This is a genomic window from Exiguobacterium sp. s127 (genome assembly GCF_018618695.1).
Classification (GTDB): Bacteria; Bacillota; Bacilli; order Exiguobacteriales; family Exiguobacteriaceae; genus Exiguobacterium_A; species Exiguobacterium_A oxidotolerans.
In genome coordinates this window covers 24,054-40,414 of sequence record NZ_JACSMO010000003.1, presented here as the reverse complement: position 1 = coordinate 40,414, position 16,361 = coordinate 24,054, and the positions used below count along the sequence as shown (strand labels likewise).

The following is a 16,361-nucleotide window of genomic DNA, read 5'->3' as shown; positions in this document are numbered from 1 at the left end:
TCATTCCTCCTCTACTTGATTAATTTCAGTTCCTTATCGGTCTATTCCTGCAACTGTTTAGTTTTTTTGTTGAATCAAGCGATTCAACTCGTCTACTAAATCACTCGATGCATTCGGCATCCCTAAAGCGAATGCGGCCTGCGACATCGCTTCTTGATTCGCAATCGCCGTTTTACAAGCATCGAATAACGTTTCTCCTGTCAGTTCAGCTTCTCGGACGAGCAAGCTTGCTCCTGTTTCGACGAGGGACGAGGCATTTACTTCTTGATGGTTTTCTGTGACGTATGGACTCGGAATGAGAATGCTCGGTAATCCGAGCGTCGTCAATTCCGCTAACGTGCTCGCACCCGAACGTGAAATGACGAGTTGACTCGCCTTTAAGATATTCGGTAAATCATAGACGAACGGACGTAACTGAATCCGCTCCGGGACCGTTCCGATTTGGCGAGTAATCTCTTCAAAATGAACTTGACCTGTCACGAACAACATCGACCAATCCATCTGAATGAACTTCGGCATCATCTCGATGATTGCTTGGTTGATTGCTGGCGCTCCACGACTTCCACCGTAAACGACGACTAACGGGCGCCCTTCTTCAAAACCATAACGTTGCCGTTCAATGACCGGGTCGACTTGCAAATCAGCTACTTCGGAAGCCCGGGGATTACCGATTAAAACGGTTTTCGCTTCGTTTTTACCGAAATGGTGACCTGATCCTTTAAACGATAACGCGACACGATCGACGTACCGAGCAAGGAACTTATTCGTAATACCAGGTAAACTGTTTTGCTCATGGACGAGTGTTTTATACCCCATCTTCGCTGCTGTATAAAGGACCGGTCCACAAACGAAACCACCTGTCCCGACCACGATGTCGGGGTTGAACTTTCGCAACATTTTCCGGACACGGGTCACGCTCTTTAAGAAACGGATTCCCGTCTTAACGTTTTCAAATGATAACGAACGGCGAATACCTGAAATCTCAATCGATTCAAAGGGAATTCCTGCGCGTCGGACGATATCTGCTTCTAGCCCATTTTCCGTTCCGATGTATAGCACTTCACACGGCATCCGTCGCTCGATTTCGCGGATCATCGCGAGCGCCGGATAAATATGCCCTCCGGTTCCACCACCTGATACGACGATTCTCATTTAGCATCTCCTCCAATCGATTCGACGGCGCGAACAAAATGTTCGCCACGTTCTTCATACGTCTTATATTGATCCCAGCTCGCTGACGCAGGCGATAATAAGATGATATCCCCGGCTTGTGAGACATCAAATGCTGCCTGTACTGCTTGCGCCATATCGCTGACGACCGTTGCATCAATCTTTTCTTGACGTGCCAGTTCCGCAAAACGTGGTCCAGTCTCGCCCAAACCGACGACATGCTTGACTTGTGTCATCGACTCTACGAGTGGTGTTAAATCAGCACCGCGTTCTAGTCCGCCACATAACCAAATGATTGGAGCTTTAAAACCGGATAGTGCTGCTTCCGTCGCTACGTTGTTCGTCGCTTTCGAATCATTGTAGACTTTACGTCCCTTGAATTCGCCAATGTACTCTGTACGATGCGCGACGCCACCGAATGTCCGTAAGACGTCCTGCACCGCTTGTAACGGAATATTGAATGGTTCTACTAACGTCAATGCTGCTAAGACGTTCTCTAGATTGTGTCCCCCACCTAAAGCCAGTTCAGCGGCCGGTAAGATCGGCGTTTCACCAACCATAATCATGTCCTGCTCGACACGAGCATAAGCTGGACTCTTACGTGAAAAACGCAACCGCTCTGCTTTTGCCTGATCACTTAAGCGCATGACGACATCATCGTCTGCATTGACGACAAGGCGGTCATTCGCATCCATGTTACGGAAAATTCGTGCTTTCGCTTCCGCGTAGGATTCAAGATCACCATGATAGTCAAGATGAGCCGCTGATAAGTTTAAGAAAGCCGCACTCATTGGTTTAAAGGCGTGCATTCCCATCAGTTGGAAACTCGAAAGTTCAATCACGATGATTGCATCATCTTCCGCTTCTTTCGCAATCTCAATCGCCGGGAAGCCGATGTTTCCCGCCAAGTGTACCGGACGCGTCTGCTGTTTCAATAATTCGTGGACAAGCGTCGTCGTCGTCGTCTTCCCGTTTGACCCTGTAATCGCTACCCATTGCGCATTCGTCGCATGATAGCCAAGCTCGACTTCCGTCCAGATTGGAATCTGTCGCACCAGTGCTTCTTGCAAGAGCGGAATCTGATACGGAATCCCTGGATTTTTGACGATGAGCTCTACTCCTTCAAGTAACGTGAGCGGATGCTCGCCGAAAGTCGTTTTGACACCGAGTTTCAGCAAAGTATCTTGATCTGTTCCCGAGGGTGTCCCACCGTCGTTCACCGTCACATCTGCCCCTGCTTCGACCAAATACTTAGCCGCTGCGATACCACTTTTAGCCGTTCCGAGCACTAAGACCTTTTTGTTGACCCAATCAGACTTCTTCATCTTAAAATCGCTCACTTTCTTCATCCGGAAATTTCAATTAAACAAGCAAGTAGGCAATGAACGCTACGATACAACTAATCGAAGCAAACGTACCGACAATCCGCCATTCACTCCAACCGACCATCTCGAAATGATGATGAATCGGGCTCATCTTAAAGATACGTTTTCCCGTCGTTTTAAATGAAATCACCTGTAAAATCACAGATAATGTCTCAACAACGAACACGATTCCAATTAAGACAAGTAGCAATTCAAGTTTTAAGAGGATGGATAACCCGGCGAGTGCTGCTCCGAGTGCGAGCGAACCTGTATCCCCCATGAAGATTTTCGCAGGGTGGGCATTGAACAATAAGAATCCAATCAATGCACCGACTGCTGACATCGCGAATAACGCGACCCCTACTTCATCTGCAACGAACCACGCATACAAACTAAAGAACAGGAATGTCGGGATTGCTGTAAAGGATACGAGACCATCTAATCCGTCCGTCAAATTGACGGCATTCGAAAATCCGACTAACCAGAACAACGCGACAAGTGGATAAAGCAAGCCGAAATCAAACGTCATTGACGTAAACGGGATCGCTAAGTAAGTCGCTTCGCTTGTAAACCCACCACTCAACCATACAAACAATAATCCAACAACGATTTGTCCAATTAATTTTTGTTTCGAGTTCAATCCAAGGTTACGTTTTTTGACGACTTTGATGTAATCATCGATGAATCCGATCGCACCATAAGCAAGCGTCAAGAACAAGAGTGACAAGTGATTCGCTTCTAAGTCTCCCGTAATCATCGCCGCAATCAAACTCCCGATCATTGCGAGTAAAATGACGATTCCACCCATCGTTGGCGTTCCGGACTTGACCTGGTGCCACTGCGGTCCTTCTTCTCGAATTTCTTGTCCAAATTTCAACTGGTGTAAAAAAGGAATCGCTCTTGGCATGACAAGAAGAACCACGAGTAAAGCGACAATTAAACTGATGAATAATGTAATCATTGCAAACACCTACTTTTAAGAATTAAATTTTGTTTAAATCCGTTAAAATCTGCTCAAGTGCTACTCCACGAGAAGCTTTAAGCAACACAATCGTTTGTTCACCCAACAACGGACGAAGCAACGTAGCCGCCTGATCGACCGTCTCTGCGAATTCGACCACTACCGACGGATCAGTAATGCCTTCCGCGATATACCGTCCCTTCTCTCCTACAAGAATAGCATGTGAGACTGGAAGTGTAATCCGCTTACCGACCGATGCGTGCAATTCACGCTCTTGGTCCCCAAGCTCGTACATGTCTCCTAAGACAACAACGCGGGTCGGATAACCGTCAAGCTCTGCAACCGTCTCGATTGCCGCATTCATCGATGTCGGGCTTGCATTATAAGCATCATTGATAATGGCTGTCTTGTGATAGACAAGACGTTCCATCCGCATCGGTGTCAATTTCACTTCATCCAGCCCTGCCTGAATCACCTCGTCCGCAACCCCGAGTGCACGTGCTGTCGCAATCGCATAAGCCGCGTTGCGCACTTGATGTTTTCCAAGAACCGGAATACGGAATGTTGCTCCGGCAAATTGAAACGTCGTTCCGAGGAAGGTCGCCTCTGCTTGCTCGATGACAAATGTGTTTGCGTGGTGGTAACCAATCCGCTCACCTGTAACACCAGCAAGTAACGCTTCGTCTCCGTCAAGGAATAGATGACCATCCGGCTTTAGACCTGCTGTGATTTCTAATTTGGCTTTTGCAATTCCTGCACGCCCCCCGACATGTTCCGCATGAGACTCACCGATATTCGTTACAAGTGCGATATCCGGTTCTGCTAATTGTGATAAGAACTCGATGTCACCGAAGCCGCTCATTCCCATCTCGAGCACCGCTACCTCCGTGTCACGAGGCATCATCAAAATCGTCAACGGCATGCCGATGTCTGAATTAAAATTACCTGATGTCTTATGCGTCCGATACGTCGTTTTCAATACACTTTCGACCATATCTTTTGTCGATGTCTTACCATTGGACCCCGTAATCGCCACTACCTTTGGTGAGACGAGTTTCAAGTAACGTGTTGCAATATGTTGCAACGCGGCTAACGGGTCTTCGACTTCGAGTACGACGATGTCTGCGTCCGGAAGCGGGATTCCTTTTTTCCATAACGTCGCGATGGCTCCTTGGTCGATTGCTCCATCGATGAACGAATGTCCGTCGACGCGCGCGCCTTGTATCGGAACGTACAATCCTTCTGTCAGTTCACTTCTCGAATCCGTCGCAAAGTGGCGAAGCGATCTTTTGTCTGTCACATCTAATCCGAGCCAACTTGCGATTTCTGTTATCGTCACCATTTCATTTCCTCCACTCATTTACAGAAAAAGAGGACGAATTCAAAAGTCAACGAATGACTCCTGTTCGTCCTCGTTCTCCTGCAGAAAATTAGGGACCGCTTTTACCTTAATCGTTTGGTTCAGCGAGTTCAACCGTCAACTTTCCATTTTCTTTCACTAGTGTACCAGTTCGGGCTGATTGTTTGGTTACAAAACCTTTACCAATCACATCTAACTTCAAATCATACAAACTGACGAGCTTTTTGACATCTCGTTGCGACCAGCCAGTCAAATCAGGCATCTTGAACGTATCATCCGTTTTAAGAAGGACACGTTCACCACTGACGAATTCCTGACCACGCGACGGGATTTGCGAGACGACTTGTGCCCCGTCACCTAAAATAATCGGAACGGCACCTTGTTCCTTCGCTAAAGCCTTCGCTTCGGCAGCGGTTTTTGTAATATAGCTCGGTGTTATTTTTGCTTTGACATCGACTGACTCTTTTTGTGTTTCGGGCTGGATGCTCCGATACTGGAGTGCTGTATTCATGACGCTTTTGAAAACTGGACTCATGATACTTGGACCCGAGACCGATGATTCATTTTTCGATGGACGATCGACTGCAATGTACATGATGAGTTCAGGATCATCCTTCGGGGCCATTCCGATGAAGGAATGGATGAACTTTCCTTGGATATACTTCCCGTTCTCTGAAATTTGCGCTGTCCCTGTTTTACCGATGACGCGGTAATCATCCAACTTATACATTTGTCCCGTTCCAAGCTTACTGTTGACGACGCCATCGAGTGCTTCCCGCGTCGCCTTCGCCGCTTCAGCCGAAATCGGTTTGCCGACCACTTCCGTTTTTGCTTTGTAAGGAGCCTGATCGACGTGATCTGCCTTTTGGATGATGTGTGGTTTGACCATTTCACCATTTCCAGCGATTGCCGTCGCTCCCTGCAACAATTGCATCGGAGTCACGGCGGTCGATTGTCCCCACGACGTGATGACCGTATTTAACGGTTTTGATAAATCGGACTGACTGTTTACTTCTCCCGAGATGTCTATACCCGTCTTTTGATCAAAATGAAACTTCTTAAAGTATTCTTTATACCGCTCGATGCCTAGCTTTTCAGCTGTCAAAATCGAGAACATGACATTCGACGAGTGATAGACTCCTTCAATCATTGGAATCGTCCCCCAACCAACATCATTGTAATCCTTGATGACTGTGCCTTTATAGTTGTAGTTACCTGACTTATACGGTTCATTCGGCCGAAAGACACCGGCATCAATCGCAGCCGCCAGCGTAAAGATCTTCATCGTCGAACCCGGTTCGAACCGGGAGGAAACGGCAAAGTTCGTGAAATCTGTCATATCCCGCAAGTTCGGATTGAATGATGGTCGATCCGTCATCGCGAGTATTTCACCCGTTTTTGCATCCATGACGACACCTGTCGCATTTTTAGGTTTGTATTCGTCATACATTTTCTGCATTTGTTTTTCGAGCGCTTGTTGAATCCGGTGATCAATCGTCAAGTATAAGTTCGAGCCATCTTTCGGCTCATTTGAAATACGCGATCCACCTTGAATCAATTCACCGCCACTTCGATCTTTTTCAAAGACACGGGACCCAATTGACTCCCGTAACGCATCATCATATTGTTTTTCGATCCCCATCTGTCCTTTTAAGACGACGCGTCCGTTATCCTCCGTCATCTTTTGAACGAATCCGAGCGTATCGGATAGAAAAACACCGTTTGGATAATATCGTTTTGGTTCTTCAATCAGTCGGATTCCGGGAAGGTCGAGCTTATCAATTTTTTCTTTTTGATCAAGCGTCAAATCACTCCCTTTTTTTCCGAACTCGATTTGCGAGCGGTCTTTATTTTCAATCAAATACGTCTCAAGCTCTTTGACCGTCATACCAAGAATCGGCGCGAGCCCTGTCGCCGTCTTCTTATAGTCAACGACTGTCGCATCCGGATCTTGAACGCCGCCTAACCGGTAGACTGCGACAAGGTGGTAAGAGGGTACATTGATCGCAATCGGTGAACCAAGACGGTCAAAAATTTCCCCTCGCTCTGCCGAGAGCGTCGACTCGGCTTCCCAGCGTTTCTTTTCCGCGTAGGCAATCATATCTTCTCCGTGAAACTTTTTAGTTGTCGACAAATAAAGAAACCGGCCAATAAACACAAAAAAGAGAGCAGCAAATATCATCATGATGATGGCTACTCTCACACGGGACTTTTTAAGTGGATTCATTTAGGAATCACCTTGATGTTCCCTTTTCGCATATCAAGACCTTGTTCTTTCGCAATCTTGTAGATCCGTTCTGGAGAGCTTAAATTCGTAACTTCAAGTTGAAGACGTTCATTTTCCTTCTTCATCTCTTGCGTCACTTGATTTTCCTTCGCAAGATCTCGACTGACGTTATAAGCATCATTGTGTGCCCCAATCGTCGCGCTACCGAATAAGACGAGACCACCAATCATTGCACTGTATAAGAATTTTTCAAAGGGATACAGGCGATACTTCGGACGGACGGCGACGCGACGATTAATGTCTTCCGTTTTCGTCGGTTCTTGAACTGGGCGCTGACGAACAGGTTCTAGCGATTGGACTGGTTTACGAAGTGGTTCTGCCATCTGAATGCTCCTCTCAACTTTCCTTCATTTTTTCAACAATCCGTAACTTAGCAGAACGTGAACGACGGTTATCATCAAGCTCATCATTTCCTGCTGTAATCGGCTTACGTGTGACGAGGCGAAGTTCTGGTTCAAACTCTTTTGGAATCATCGGCAATCCTTGTGGAAGCTCAGGTAACGATGATTTTTCTTTAAATGCTAGTTTACACATGCGGTCTTCAAGTGAATGGAACGTGATGACACAAAGACGACCACCAACAGCCAGCAAATCAATCGCCTGATACACCGCTCGATCGAAGACATTCAATTCATCATTGACAGCAATCCGAATCGCTTGGAACGTCCGCTTTGCCGGATGCCCACCCTTTCGACGGGCAGGCGCTGGAATCGCGTCCTTGATGAGTTCGACCAGTTCGAACGTCGTCGTGATTGGACCTTCTTCACGTGCCTTTTCAATTTTCCGTGCAATCTGCTTCGAAAATTTTTCTTCTCCGTATGTAAAGAAAATCCGAACGAGATCATTATATGGCCAGTCGTTGACGACTTCATATGCCGATAACGATGACGTTTGATCCATTCGCATATCGAGACGCGCATCAAAGTTATAACTAAAACCACGTTCCCCTTCATCCAGCTGGGGGGAGGATACACCGAGATCAAACAAAATACCATCTACTTTAGTTACACCTAACTCATTTAGCTTTTCTTGCAAGTGAACGAAGTTACTCTTAATCAGCGTAAAGCGACCGGCATACGCTGCGAGACGTTCTTCCGCATGGGCAAGCGCGACGTCATCTTGATCAAATGCATAGAGATGACCTGTCGTCAATTGCTTCACGATTTCTTCACTGTGTCCTGCTCCACCTAATGTACAATCTACATATACTCCATCAGGTTTAATATCTAGCCCTTTAATGGACTCCCATTTTAATACCGTTTCATGTTCAAACATGCCCTGCCTCACCTTTCAGTGTCCAAGATGGACGTTACTCTTTTTCAATGTATCACATTCCTTATTTAAAACGTTACGAAAATGAGACAGTTTTCTTGATTTATTTCACTTTTAGGTATCTTTCGCTAAAAAAACAAAAAAACCTGCTCATTTCAGCAGGTTTAAAGCAAAATTTCCAATTGTTCAGCATCTGTCTGCTCATATTGTACACGCAGGTTTTGAATTAAATCTAAACCGTAGCGATTGAGCCATGGCAAGATGGAGTGCATGCGCTCTTGAGGCGCTCCATTCGGAAGAAGTTGATACTGGAGTGAGCGTTTTGTTCGCATGAGGCGATCGTAATTCCGCCGCTCTTGCGTAACGAGCGTATCGATTGCGAGTTGAATTTGTTTATTCAGCTTTTTCGTCGCTGATAAATTTTTAGAAGTTGCCCGCTCGACCTGTTCAATTTCTTGAATGAGTGCAGTACCTAAAATATGCGACGAATGCAGCTGACTATTTATCTTCGTCGCATCGAACGGTTCAATCGCTACACCATGCGATAATACTTGTTCTAGCGACAAGTCATACCGGCGAAGCAGCTTTTCGTCCCGCGCCCGTAACATGACGGCGCCCATTCGTGGAATGAGCAGCGGCATCGTCCAATCAAAGTGATGGAACAATGGTCGAAGACGTGTCCAGTAGGCAATCTCACCAGGTCCTCCGATATAGGCGAGGGTCGGGAACAGATAATCCTGCATCAACGGTCGTGTGACGACACTATTCGAAAAACGCTCAGGACTTGCATACAGCAACGCCAGTAACTCAAGTTCCGTGTAAGTCTTCCCCTGCTTCGTTACAAAGTCTTCTCCCGGGTACAATAAATCCCGTCCGATGTCCTCGACGAACAGATGCGCTGCTTCTTCATTCAAGAAGGTATCCGGTAAGTCCGTCGTTTGCTGAATCCCGATCGACAACGCTTGACGAATTTCTTTGTTGTCTTGAATCAACTGCTCAAAGAATGGAATTTCGAGTTCGCGTACTGCTTTTGCATCGGCATCAAAAAAGATGACATCATGATTCACTAATTCTCCGAGTAGCGCTGAGAAAAAACCGCCATATGTCGTTTCTTGATCAATCAACCGCTCCACCAGCAAAACAAGTTCCTTTGTATTTTGTGTTTCTTGGTCGACGCTCAAGGCTTGGCGTAAGACTTGTTTGACCGCTTTTTGATCGAGCGTCATCCGACTAACGGAACGCTGAATCGTATCTTGCGGTGAAACCGTCAATTTTCGCGGTTGATATTCTGTCGTCGGTGCATAGATATGATTGATTTCATCAAAATCATGATCTTCGGTCGCGAGCCAAAAAATCGGAACAACCGGTAACCCCAATTGATTTTCCGCTTGCTTCGCGACCTTTAGACAGGTTAACAGTTTGTAAATTGCATATAAAGGCCCCCCGAAGATACCGGTTTGCTGCCCAGTAATGACGACTTGTGCCTCACCCGTCCGTAAACGTTCGAGACGCTGTCGAATCGTTCCAGTCATCTGCGGATTTTGACGAATCAACTCATCGACGAGTGGACTGAGATGAGGATACTGACGTTCTCGAAGATGTTGGCTCCGCTCGAGCATCCCATCTTCTCCGATGTGGTCTACATATTTAGAAAAGTCTTCACCCGTCGCTCTATGCATCAACGAGTTGTCTTCATATAAGGCGTGAAATGATTGTACCTTCAAACAAAATCCCTTCTTTCTAACTTGATCAACCAATCATTAGTTGACGAATTCCAATTCCAAACAGTATGAGATGTACAGGAAGGGCAATCAAGACGATGATTCGCCAACTATGTCGAATCATTTGGACATAATCGATGTCGACTTGTCGAATCCGTTGCCATAACGCATTTAATGCAAACACTGACAATACCGCAATCAACAACCAACCCACGTAGTTATGCCCCGTCAATGCGATTAACGAAACATGAATCGCATACAATACGATGAACGTCCCGAGATCAAGCGCGACCCGGACGGCCTTGGCATGCGTCCGAAACAACAACAGGAATAATAAGTAAAGGACAATTAAACTGAACAGTGGAAAGATGATAAAAACCGTCACAACGAATCCCCCTCTTGTTCTCGATGCTTAATTTCCTGAAAGTAATAAGCTAACAACGGTGTCGGTTGCGTCGCCTGCTTTAGCACATACCCAACGATTGGATCGATTTCCGTCATTCGTCCTTGCTCCACATCCCGTAACATCGACGAGCGATTGAGACGCGTACGCTTTAAAATCTGTTCGATTTCATCATACGTAATCGGGTGGTTCGGGAAGACACTACGCACTTCGGCAAAGACGGCACGTGCTTTCGATGCATACGGTTCATCGAGTAATCGCCCATTTTCAACCCCATAATAAGCTGTCAATGGATTGATGACAGCATTCATGAATAATTTCGTCACCATGACTGCTTCAATATTCGTTACGTGCTCAAACTGCAACGCATCTCGCTTCAGCATCGACAGGACATGATTCCCATATCGAATGCGCCCTTTTCCCGTATGACGGATTTCGTAAGGACCTGTTTTCATCGCGCCATGCTCAACGACCCCGAAAATTGCTTGCGGCAGAGCACGTGCTGCATCAAGATGTCCCATTCCATTTTGTAAAAAAACGACTGGATTTTTCTCGTGTTCTAGATAAGGAATCACACTTTTTATATCATACGACTTTGTCGTAACGAACACCAAGTCTTGTGACTCGAAATGCGCAATCGGTCGAACCTTTACGGTCGGACTCCATTGATTGTCTCGTAGGATTCGCTTTGTCCCGTCATCTAACTGTCTCGTATATAACGTAATTTGATGGTGCTCTGCTAAGTAGGAAGCAAGTAATAACCCAACAGCACCGGCTCCGATGATTCCTATTCTGCTCATCGTCGAATCACTCCTTTATATATCAAAAAAAACGACCTGTAAAACCGATTTTCTCGATTTTACAGGTCGTCTTTATACCGATCATTCAGCTTACTTGCTGACGATTTCTTTACCTTTGTACGAGCCACATGCTTTACAAACACGGTGTGAAAGTTTCATTTCACCACAGTTTGGGCACTCGACCATACCTGGTACACGGAGTTTGAAATGAGTACGGCGAAGACGTTTGCGTGTTTTCGACGTTCTGCGGAATGGTACTGCCATCGTTGTCCACCTCCTTGAAAAAATACACTCGTCTTTATCAAAAAATTAGGAATCCTGATCTTTTTTAAAGAACTGAGCGAGACCCGCAAGTCGCGGATCAATTTTTGGTTCAGCTTCTTCTGGAGATTCTTCTGAAAGAACCGTCCAACCTTCCCCTTGAACCAACTGATTTTCTTCATCATCCCCATGCACTTGCACTGGCACATGAAGTAAAATCAATTCTTGCACGAGTGGTCGAAGATCGACCGTATTCCCGTTCGGTAAATTGATATCGTCCGAATCAACCGGAGCAGCATCAACTTCGAGCAGGAACGACTCGATGGATTCAATCTCGAACGGGTACGCGACGTCATTTAGCGTCCGGGCATCCGGAAGCGTCATTTCGCCAGTAATCCGGAGATTGAATATTAATTGATTCGATGTAAACGATGCATTTGCACGAATGTGCACAGGTTGCACCGCCCGGATATCCGGATGGAGGGCGATGAGCTCAGGAAGCTCGATCGTCTCGTTAACCTGAAGTTGACCCAGATTGCGCAATTTATTCAATTGCATCAGGGACCATTTCATCCGAATCACCTCGATTGCAACAATATGAATTATAGAGAGGACATCTTGTTTTGTCAATGTTTTTTCTTTACACTGAAATCGCTAGAGAACGAACACTTTCGGACGTCTTCATCCATATTACCGCACTTAATTCCGTTTGCAAAGGAGAAAGTTTCATGAAGATGACAGCAATTATTTCAGAGTACAATCCGTTTCATAACGGACACCTCTATCAAGCCAAAATCGCACGCGAGGAAACCGATGCCGATTTGATCGTCGCCATCATGAGCGGAACGTTCATGCAGCGCGGGGAACCTGCTTTTAGTGACAAGTGGACACGTGCACGAGCGGCCGTCGCAAGCGGCGAAATCGACCTTGTCTTAGAACTTCCGTTTTATTTTTCCGTCCAACGCGCCGACCGTTTTGCGCAAGGAGGCGTCACGATCGCCGAAATGATCGGCGCTACGTCTTTGTCATTCGGGAGTGAATGTGGAGACATCACCCCTTTCCTTTTAGCAGCATCTGAAAAAAATGAAGAGACTCCTGCGTACCAGCGACTCGTCAAAGAAGGCTTATCAAACGGATTATCTTCCGCGATGGCAGCGAGCCAGGCATTCCGCGCATTGACGACGACGCTCGACTTGACGACGCCGAATAACACACTCGGTTATTATTATGCCCGTGCTGCATCAAACATCTCCTTACATACGACAAAGCGTATCGGAAGTGGCTACCACGACCTGTCAGTCGGCGATATCATGAGCGCGACAGCAATCCGTGCCCACTACGATGAAACGCACCAATTGACAGGACTTCCAAAAGAAAGCGCTAGCGTACTCCAAGGGGCGACTTTTGCTTCATTTGATCTCTACTATCCCTTTATCCGGAACCGGCTTCTATCGACGCCTCTAGGCGTTCTCATGCAATTTAACGGCATTGATACGTCACTGGCACCTCGTCTCGTCGAAGGCGCCCGCTACAGCTCGACTTTCGACGACTTCATGACTTTCATCAAAACACGCCGCTATACGCGGACAAGTTTACAGCGCACACTCATTTATTTACTGACCTCGACGATGACGGAAGAAATCGATTCGGTTGCATTTGACCAAATCGATTACGTGCGACCACTTGCCTTTAATGACAAAGGAAGACAAGCGCTACGGCAAATCAAGCAACACATTCGAGTCATCAGCACATTCGAGGCGCACCCTTGGCTCATAAAAGAGAGCCAAGTTACGGCAGCGTATGCCGTTCCCTTGGCTCGGTATGACCAACTAGAGGAACATCGTCGGTTTGCTCATTTTTCTGGTAACTCTTCTAAATAATCGAGTGCATCCTCAACTGTTTTGATCGGGACGAGTTTCATTTTCGTCCCGAGTTTTTTGATGGATGGTTTTGCTTCTTCATAATTCGAACCGGCTGGGACGAACATGATTTCCGCTTCCGCTTCGTCTGCTGCGACGACTTTTTGCCAAGCTCCACCAATTGGTCCTACTTTCCCACCCTCTTCAATTGTTCCAGTACCAGCAATCGTATGTCCCTTCGCTAAATCACCATCTGTCAATTGATCATAAATCTCAAGCGTGAACATCACCCCGGCCGATGGTCCACCAACATTTTCTAAGTTAAACTCGACTTTCGGATCCGTCTGCACGTCTGACATCGGAAGCGGTTCATAGATACCGAGCCCGACCTGCTCTGAGTTCTTCGCTAGTTTCCCGACCTTGATCGTCGTTGTTTTCGTTTTTTTGTCCCGTTCGAATGTCACTTTCACATCTGTCCCTGCTTTTTTCGAACTAATTGTCTGCATAAAGCTGCTCATTGATTTTAACGGTGCTCCATCAACGGCAACAATCTGGTCCCCGGCACGTAACTTCCCGTCAGCAGGACCGCCAGAAATAATGCCAGAGACATAAACGCCTTCAAAGTCGACCTCGACTTCTTTATCAGCCAGTTCATATCCTTCAATCATTGCATTATGTTGCGCTTCTTCCATGTAAAGTTGTTGTCTGTTCTCGTATTGTGCGTCAGATTCACCGTCATATAAATAGTCACTTACATCCGACGTTTCAGAAAAAGGTAAAAATAAACTCTCGACTAGAAAATACGGTGTCGCCCGCCGTTGCGCAACGGTCAACATCATTAGATCGCCCGGCTCTTTTTCCGCACCCGATACGTCAATGATTTGTTCTGTCGATGTTGCGTCTCCAGGATACGAGATGAAATAGGGCAATGGAACAAAGAAGACGATCATCGCCGCGACGATGGCAGCGAGCGCAGGTTTCCATGCTTTCATTTCAATTCTCCTTTCGCATACTTTTGACGTAACGCTTCTTCGACGGGCGGTGGCACAAGACCGGCGACGGAAGCACCATACTTTGCAGCTTCTTTGACGATTGAGGAACTGAGGAACGAATATTGGTTACTCGTCATCATGAACAAGGTTTCAATCTGGTCATTCATCTTCTTATTGATTGAGGCCACCTGCATCTCATATTCAAAGTCGGATACAGCACGTAGCCCGCGTACGATTGCCGTCGCCCCTACTTCTGCTGCATAGTCGACAAGCAGACCGTTAAAAGAATCCACTTTGATATGCGGTAAGTGCTCCGTCACCTCAGAAATCAATTCCATACGTTCTTTAACCGAAAATAAAGGTTGCTTCGACGAGTTATTTAATACCGCGACGATGATTTCGTCGAAGATGGGTGCAGCACGCTCGATAATATCAAGATGACCGTTCGTGATCGGGTCAAAGCTCCCCGGACAGATGGCGATACGTTTCATACTTCTTCCTCCAGTTCGATAATTTCATATAATGTGATTGAGATGACCGTTGAGTACCGCATCCTTTTCACAACTTCAAGGCGACCAATCCGATCAGGTAATTCAATCTCTGACCCATGCTCACAGACGATGACGCCATTGTCCGTCAACATGTCGTGTTGCTCTATGTACGTGACGTGTTCGACGAGTCGTTCCTTGGCATAGGGTGGATCGAGAAAGATTAGTTTAAATGGCGTTTCTGATGCGAGTTCCGTCAAAGCAACGGAGACATCTTTTTTTAGGACACGACTTCTCTCAGCCAATCGAGTCGTCATCAAGTTTTCTTTAATTGTCTGAACCGCTTTAAAGTGCTGATCGACGAATACCGCTTCTTCACATCCACGTGACAATGCCTCGATTCCAAGGCCACCGCTCCCCGCGAAGAGATCAAGTGCACGTCCCCCGTTAAAATAAGGTCCGATGACATTAAATAATGATTCTTTGACCTTATCGGTCGTCGGTCGTGTATTATCCCCCGGTACCGCTTTAATTTTAGTACCTTTTCGTTCTCCAGAAATGACTCGCATGACTTTTCCTTCCCTTCAAAAAAGAGCGACGAGGATGTCCTCATCGCTCCAACGTTTATACTTCTTCTTGCAGTTTACCTTTTTTATTTGCGTATGTTTCGGTAATGAATGGTCGCTCCGAACGAAGAACGGAATCGACGAAAGGCAATGCAGCAATCGTTTCGACCGAACGTTCATACTGCTCCAAATCAACATATAAAAAAACATATTTTTCTCGCTTCGATGTAAAATAGACGTTTCCAAATCGGCGCAATTGACGCGATGCTTTCATCGCGTTGACATAGACGATCAGTCCAATTCGATCCTTAATCACAACACCGTTCCTCCCTTGTTCGGCATTAGCCGCTACAGCTACAACTACCTCCGGTCGAACATCCACCTGCACATCCTTGATCGAAGAATGGATTACCCGTCGGAACCTTAATTTGAGGTGACACTTCCCCGGCAAGTTTCAGACTAATTTGTCCGAGTAACGTCTCTAATTGTTTTTCTGCTTTTTTAAACGTCGCGACCTCTTCTTGCAGATCGAGCGCCCGCTTTACTTCATGTACTTTTTTCGTGATCGTTTGGTAATCTGGATGATATCGACCAAAACGTTGAACAAGCTCGTATTCTTCCTTGATTCGATTAAAATCCCGAATGACGTCTTGTGCTTGTGCTGAATTTGCGCGTGCTTGTTTGGCACTTATATATGCTTGACCTGTTTCGCTATGCAAAAGAGCGGATGTCAGTTCTTCCGCAGCGTTGATGAGGTCTATCGTTTTATCAGAATAAATCACAACGAATCTCCTCCTTGACTTCACCATCATATCATAACATTTATCTCGCTCCTAGCACGCTGAATTGTGTATACT

18 protein-coding genes are annotated in these 16,361 nt (G+C 46.3%); 1 reads left to right on the top strand and 17 read right to left on the bottom strand.

The window, feature by feature from the left end; all coding sequences use genetic code 11:
• Positions 1–57: 57 nt before the first annotated feature.
• From murG to KNP98_RS05095, 12 genes are all read right to left on the bottom strand, one after another.
• Positions 58–1,152, bottom strand: a complete 1,095-nt coding sequence (gene murG / locus KNP98_RS05150) for an undecaprenyldiphospho-muramoylpentapeptide beta-N-acetylglucosaminyltransferase (protein ID WP_088837431.1) — start codon at positions 1,150–1,152, stop codon at positions 58–60.
• Positions 1,149–2,495 carry a UDP-N-acetylmuramoyl-L-alanine--D-glutamate ligase gene (gene murD, locus KNP98_RS05145; protein ID WP_214765222.1) on the bottom strand — a complete coding sequence of 449 codons (1,347 nt, stop codon included), beginning with the start codon at positions 2,493–2,495 and terminating at the stop codon, positions 1,149–1,151. The genes murG and murD overlap by 4 nt, the downstream gene beginning before the upstream one ends.
• Positions 2,496–2,532: 37 nt before the next feature.
• Entirely contained in the window at positions 2,533–3,495 is a 963-nt protein-coding gene (mraY, locus tag KNP98_RS05140) for a phospho-N-acetylmuramoyl-pentapeptide-transferase (protein ID WP_088837433.1), read from the bottom strand.
• 22 nt (positions 3,496–3,517) lie between these two features.
• Positions 3,518–4,837: a UDP-N-acetylmuramoyl-tripeptide--D-alanyl-D-alanine ligase gene (locus tag KNP98_RS05135; RefSeq protein WP_088837434.1), complete on the bottom strand. Its 1,320-nt coding sequence runs from the start codon at positions 4,835–4,837 to the stop codon at positions 3,518–3,520.
• A 106-nt stretch (positions 4,838–4,943) separates the two neighbouring features.
• Positions 4,944–7,082 (bottom strand): penicillin-binding transpeptidase domain-containing protein, encoded by a 2,139-nt coding sequence (locus KNP98_RS05130; protein ID WP_088837435.1) that lies wholly within the window; start codon positions 7,080–7,082, stop codon positions 4,944–4,946.
• Positions 7,079–7,465 (bottom strand): cell division protein FtsL, encoded by a 387-nt coding sequence (gene ftsL, locus KNP98_RS05125; protein ID WP_088837436.1) that lies wholly within the window; start codon positions 7,463–7,465, stop codon positions 7,079–7,081. The genes KNP98_RS05130 and ftsL overlap by 4 nt, the downstream gene beginning before the upstream one ends.
• A gap of 13 nt (positions 7,466–7,478) precedes the next feature.
• Entirely contained in the window at positions 7,479–8,417 is a 939-nt protein-coding gene (gene rsmH, locus KNP98_RS05120) for a 16S rRNA (cytosine(1402)-N(4))-methyltransferase RsmH (RefSeq protein ID WP_029330916.1), read from the bottom strand.
• A gap of 161 nt (positions 8,418–8,578) precedes the next feature.
• Positions 8,579–10,138, bottom strand: coding sequence for a bacillithiol biosynthesis cysteine-adding enzyme BshC (gene bshC / locus KNP98_RS05115; RefSeq protein ID WP_214810823.1), 1,560 nt, complete (start codon positions 10,136–10,138; stop codon positions 8,579–8,581).
• A 25-nt stretch (positions 10,139–10,163) separates the two neighbouring features.
• Positions 10,164–10,520, bottom strand: a complete 357-nt coding sequence (locus tag KNP98_RS05110) for a DUF3397 family protein (RefSeq protein WP_088837438.1) — start codon at positions 10,518–10,520, stop codon at positions 10,164–10,166.
• A complete protein-coding gene (locus KNP98_RS05105; protein ID WP_088837439.1) occupies positions 10,517–11,338 on the bottom strand; it encodes a ketopantoate reductase family protein in 822 nt (273 codons plus the stop codon). The genes KNP98_RS05110 and KNP98_RS05105 overlap by 4 nt, the downstream gene beginning before the upstream one ends.
• Positions 11,339–11,428: 90 nt before the next feature.
• Positions 11,429–11,602 (bottom strand): 50S ribosomal protein L32, encoded by a 174-nt coding sequence (gene rpmF / locus KNP98_RS05100; protein WP_012370841.1) that lies wholly within the window; start codon positions 11,600–11,602, stop codon positions 11,429–11,431.
• 45 nt (positions 11,603–11,647) lie between these two features.
• Positions 11,648–12,172: a YceD family protein gene (locus KNP98_RS05095; protein WP_088837440.1), complete on the bottom strand. Its 525-nt coding sequence runs from the start codon at positions 12,170–12,172 to the stop codon at positions 11,648–11,650.
• 155 nt (positions 12,173–12,327) lie between these two features.
• Between KNP98_RS05095 and KNP98_RS05090 the strand changes: the two genes are divergently transcribed.
• On the top strand, positions 12,328–13,479 hold the full coding sequence (locus KNP98_RS05090) for a tRNA(Met) cytidine acetate ligase (RefSeq protein WP_088837441.1): 1,152 nt from the start codon (positions 12,328–12,330) through the stop codon (positions 13,477–13,479).
• On the opposite strand, the gene KNP98_RS05085 is transcribed toward KNP98_RS05090, so the two are convergent.
• Genes KNP98_RS05085 through KNP98_RS05065 form a run of 5 tightly spaced genes read right to left on the bottom strand, consistent with a single transcriptional unit; the run spans position 13,452 to position 16,286 of the window.
• A complete protein-coding gene (locus KNP98_RS05085) occupies positions 13,452–14,450 on the bottom strand; it encodes a SepM family pheromone-processing serine protease (RefSeq protein WP_214810821.1) in 999 nt (332 codons plus the stop codon). The genes KNP98_RS05090 and KNP98_RS05085 overlap by 28 nt on opposite strands.
• Positions 14,447–14,941, bottom strand: coding sequence for a pantetheine-phosphate adenylyltransferase (gene coaD / locus KNP98_RS05080; RefSeq protein WP_088837443.1), 495 nt, complete (start codon positions 14,939–14,941; stop codon positions 14,447–14,449). Before coaD ends, KNP98_RS05085 begins: the two co-directional genes overlap by 4 nt.
• A complete protein-coding gene (gene rsmD, locus KNP98_RS05075) occupies positions 14,938–15,507 on the bottom strand; it encodes a 16S rRNA (guanine(966)-N(2))-methyltransferase RsmD (protein ID WP_088837444.1) in 570 nt (189 codons plus the stop codon). The genes coaD and rsmD overlap by 4 nt, the downstream gene beginning before the upstream one ends.
• Before the next feature lie 55 nt (positions 15,508–15,562).
• Positions 15,563–15,820 carry a YlbG family protein gene (locus KNP98_RS05070; RefSeq protein WP_088837445.1) on the bottom strand — a complete coding sequence of 86 codons (258 nt, stop codon included), beginning with the start codon at positions 15,818–15,820 and terminating at the stop codon, positions 15,563–15,565.
• 25 nt (positions 15,821–15,845) lie between these two features.
• Entirely contained in the window at positions 15,846–16,286 is a 441-nt protein-coding gene (locus KNP98_RS05065) for a YlbF/YmcA family competence regulator (RefSeq protein WP_029330926.1), read from the bottom strand.
• Positions 16,287–16,361 lie beyond the last annotated feature (75 nt).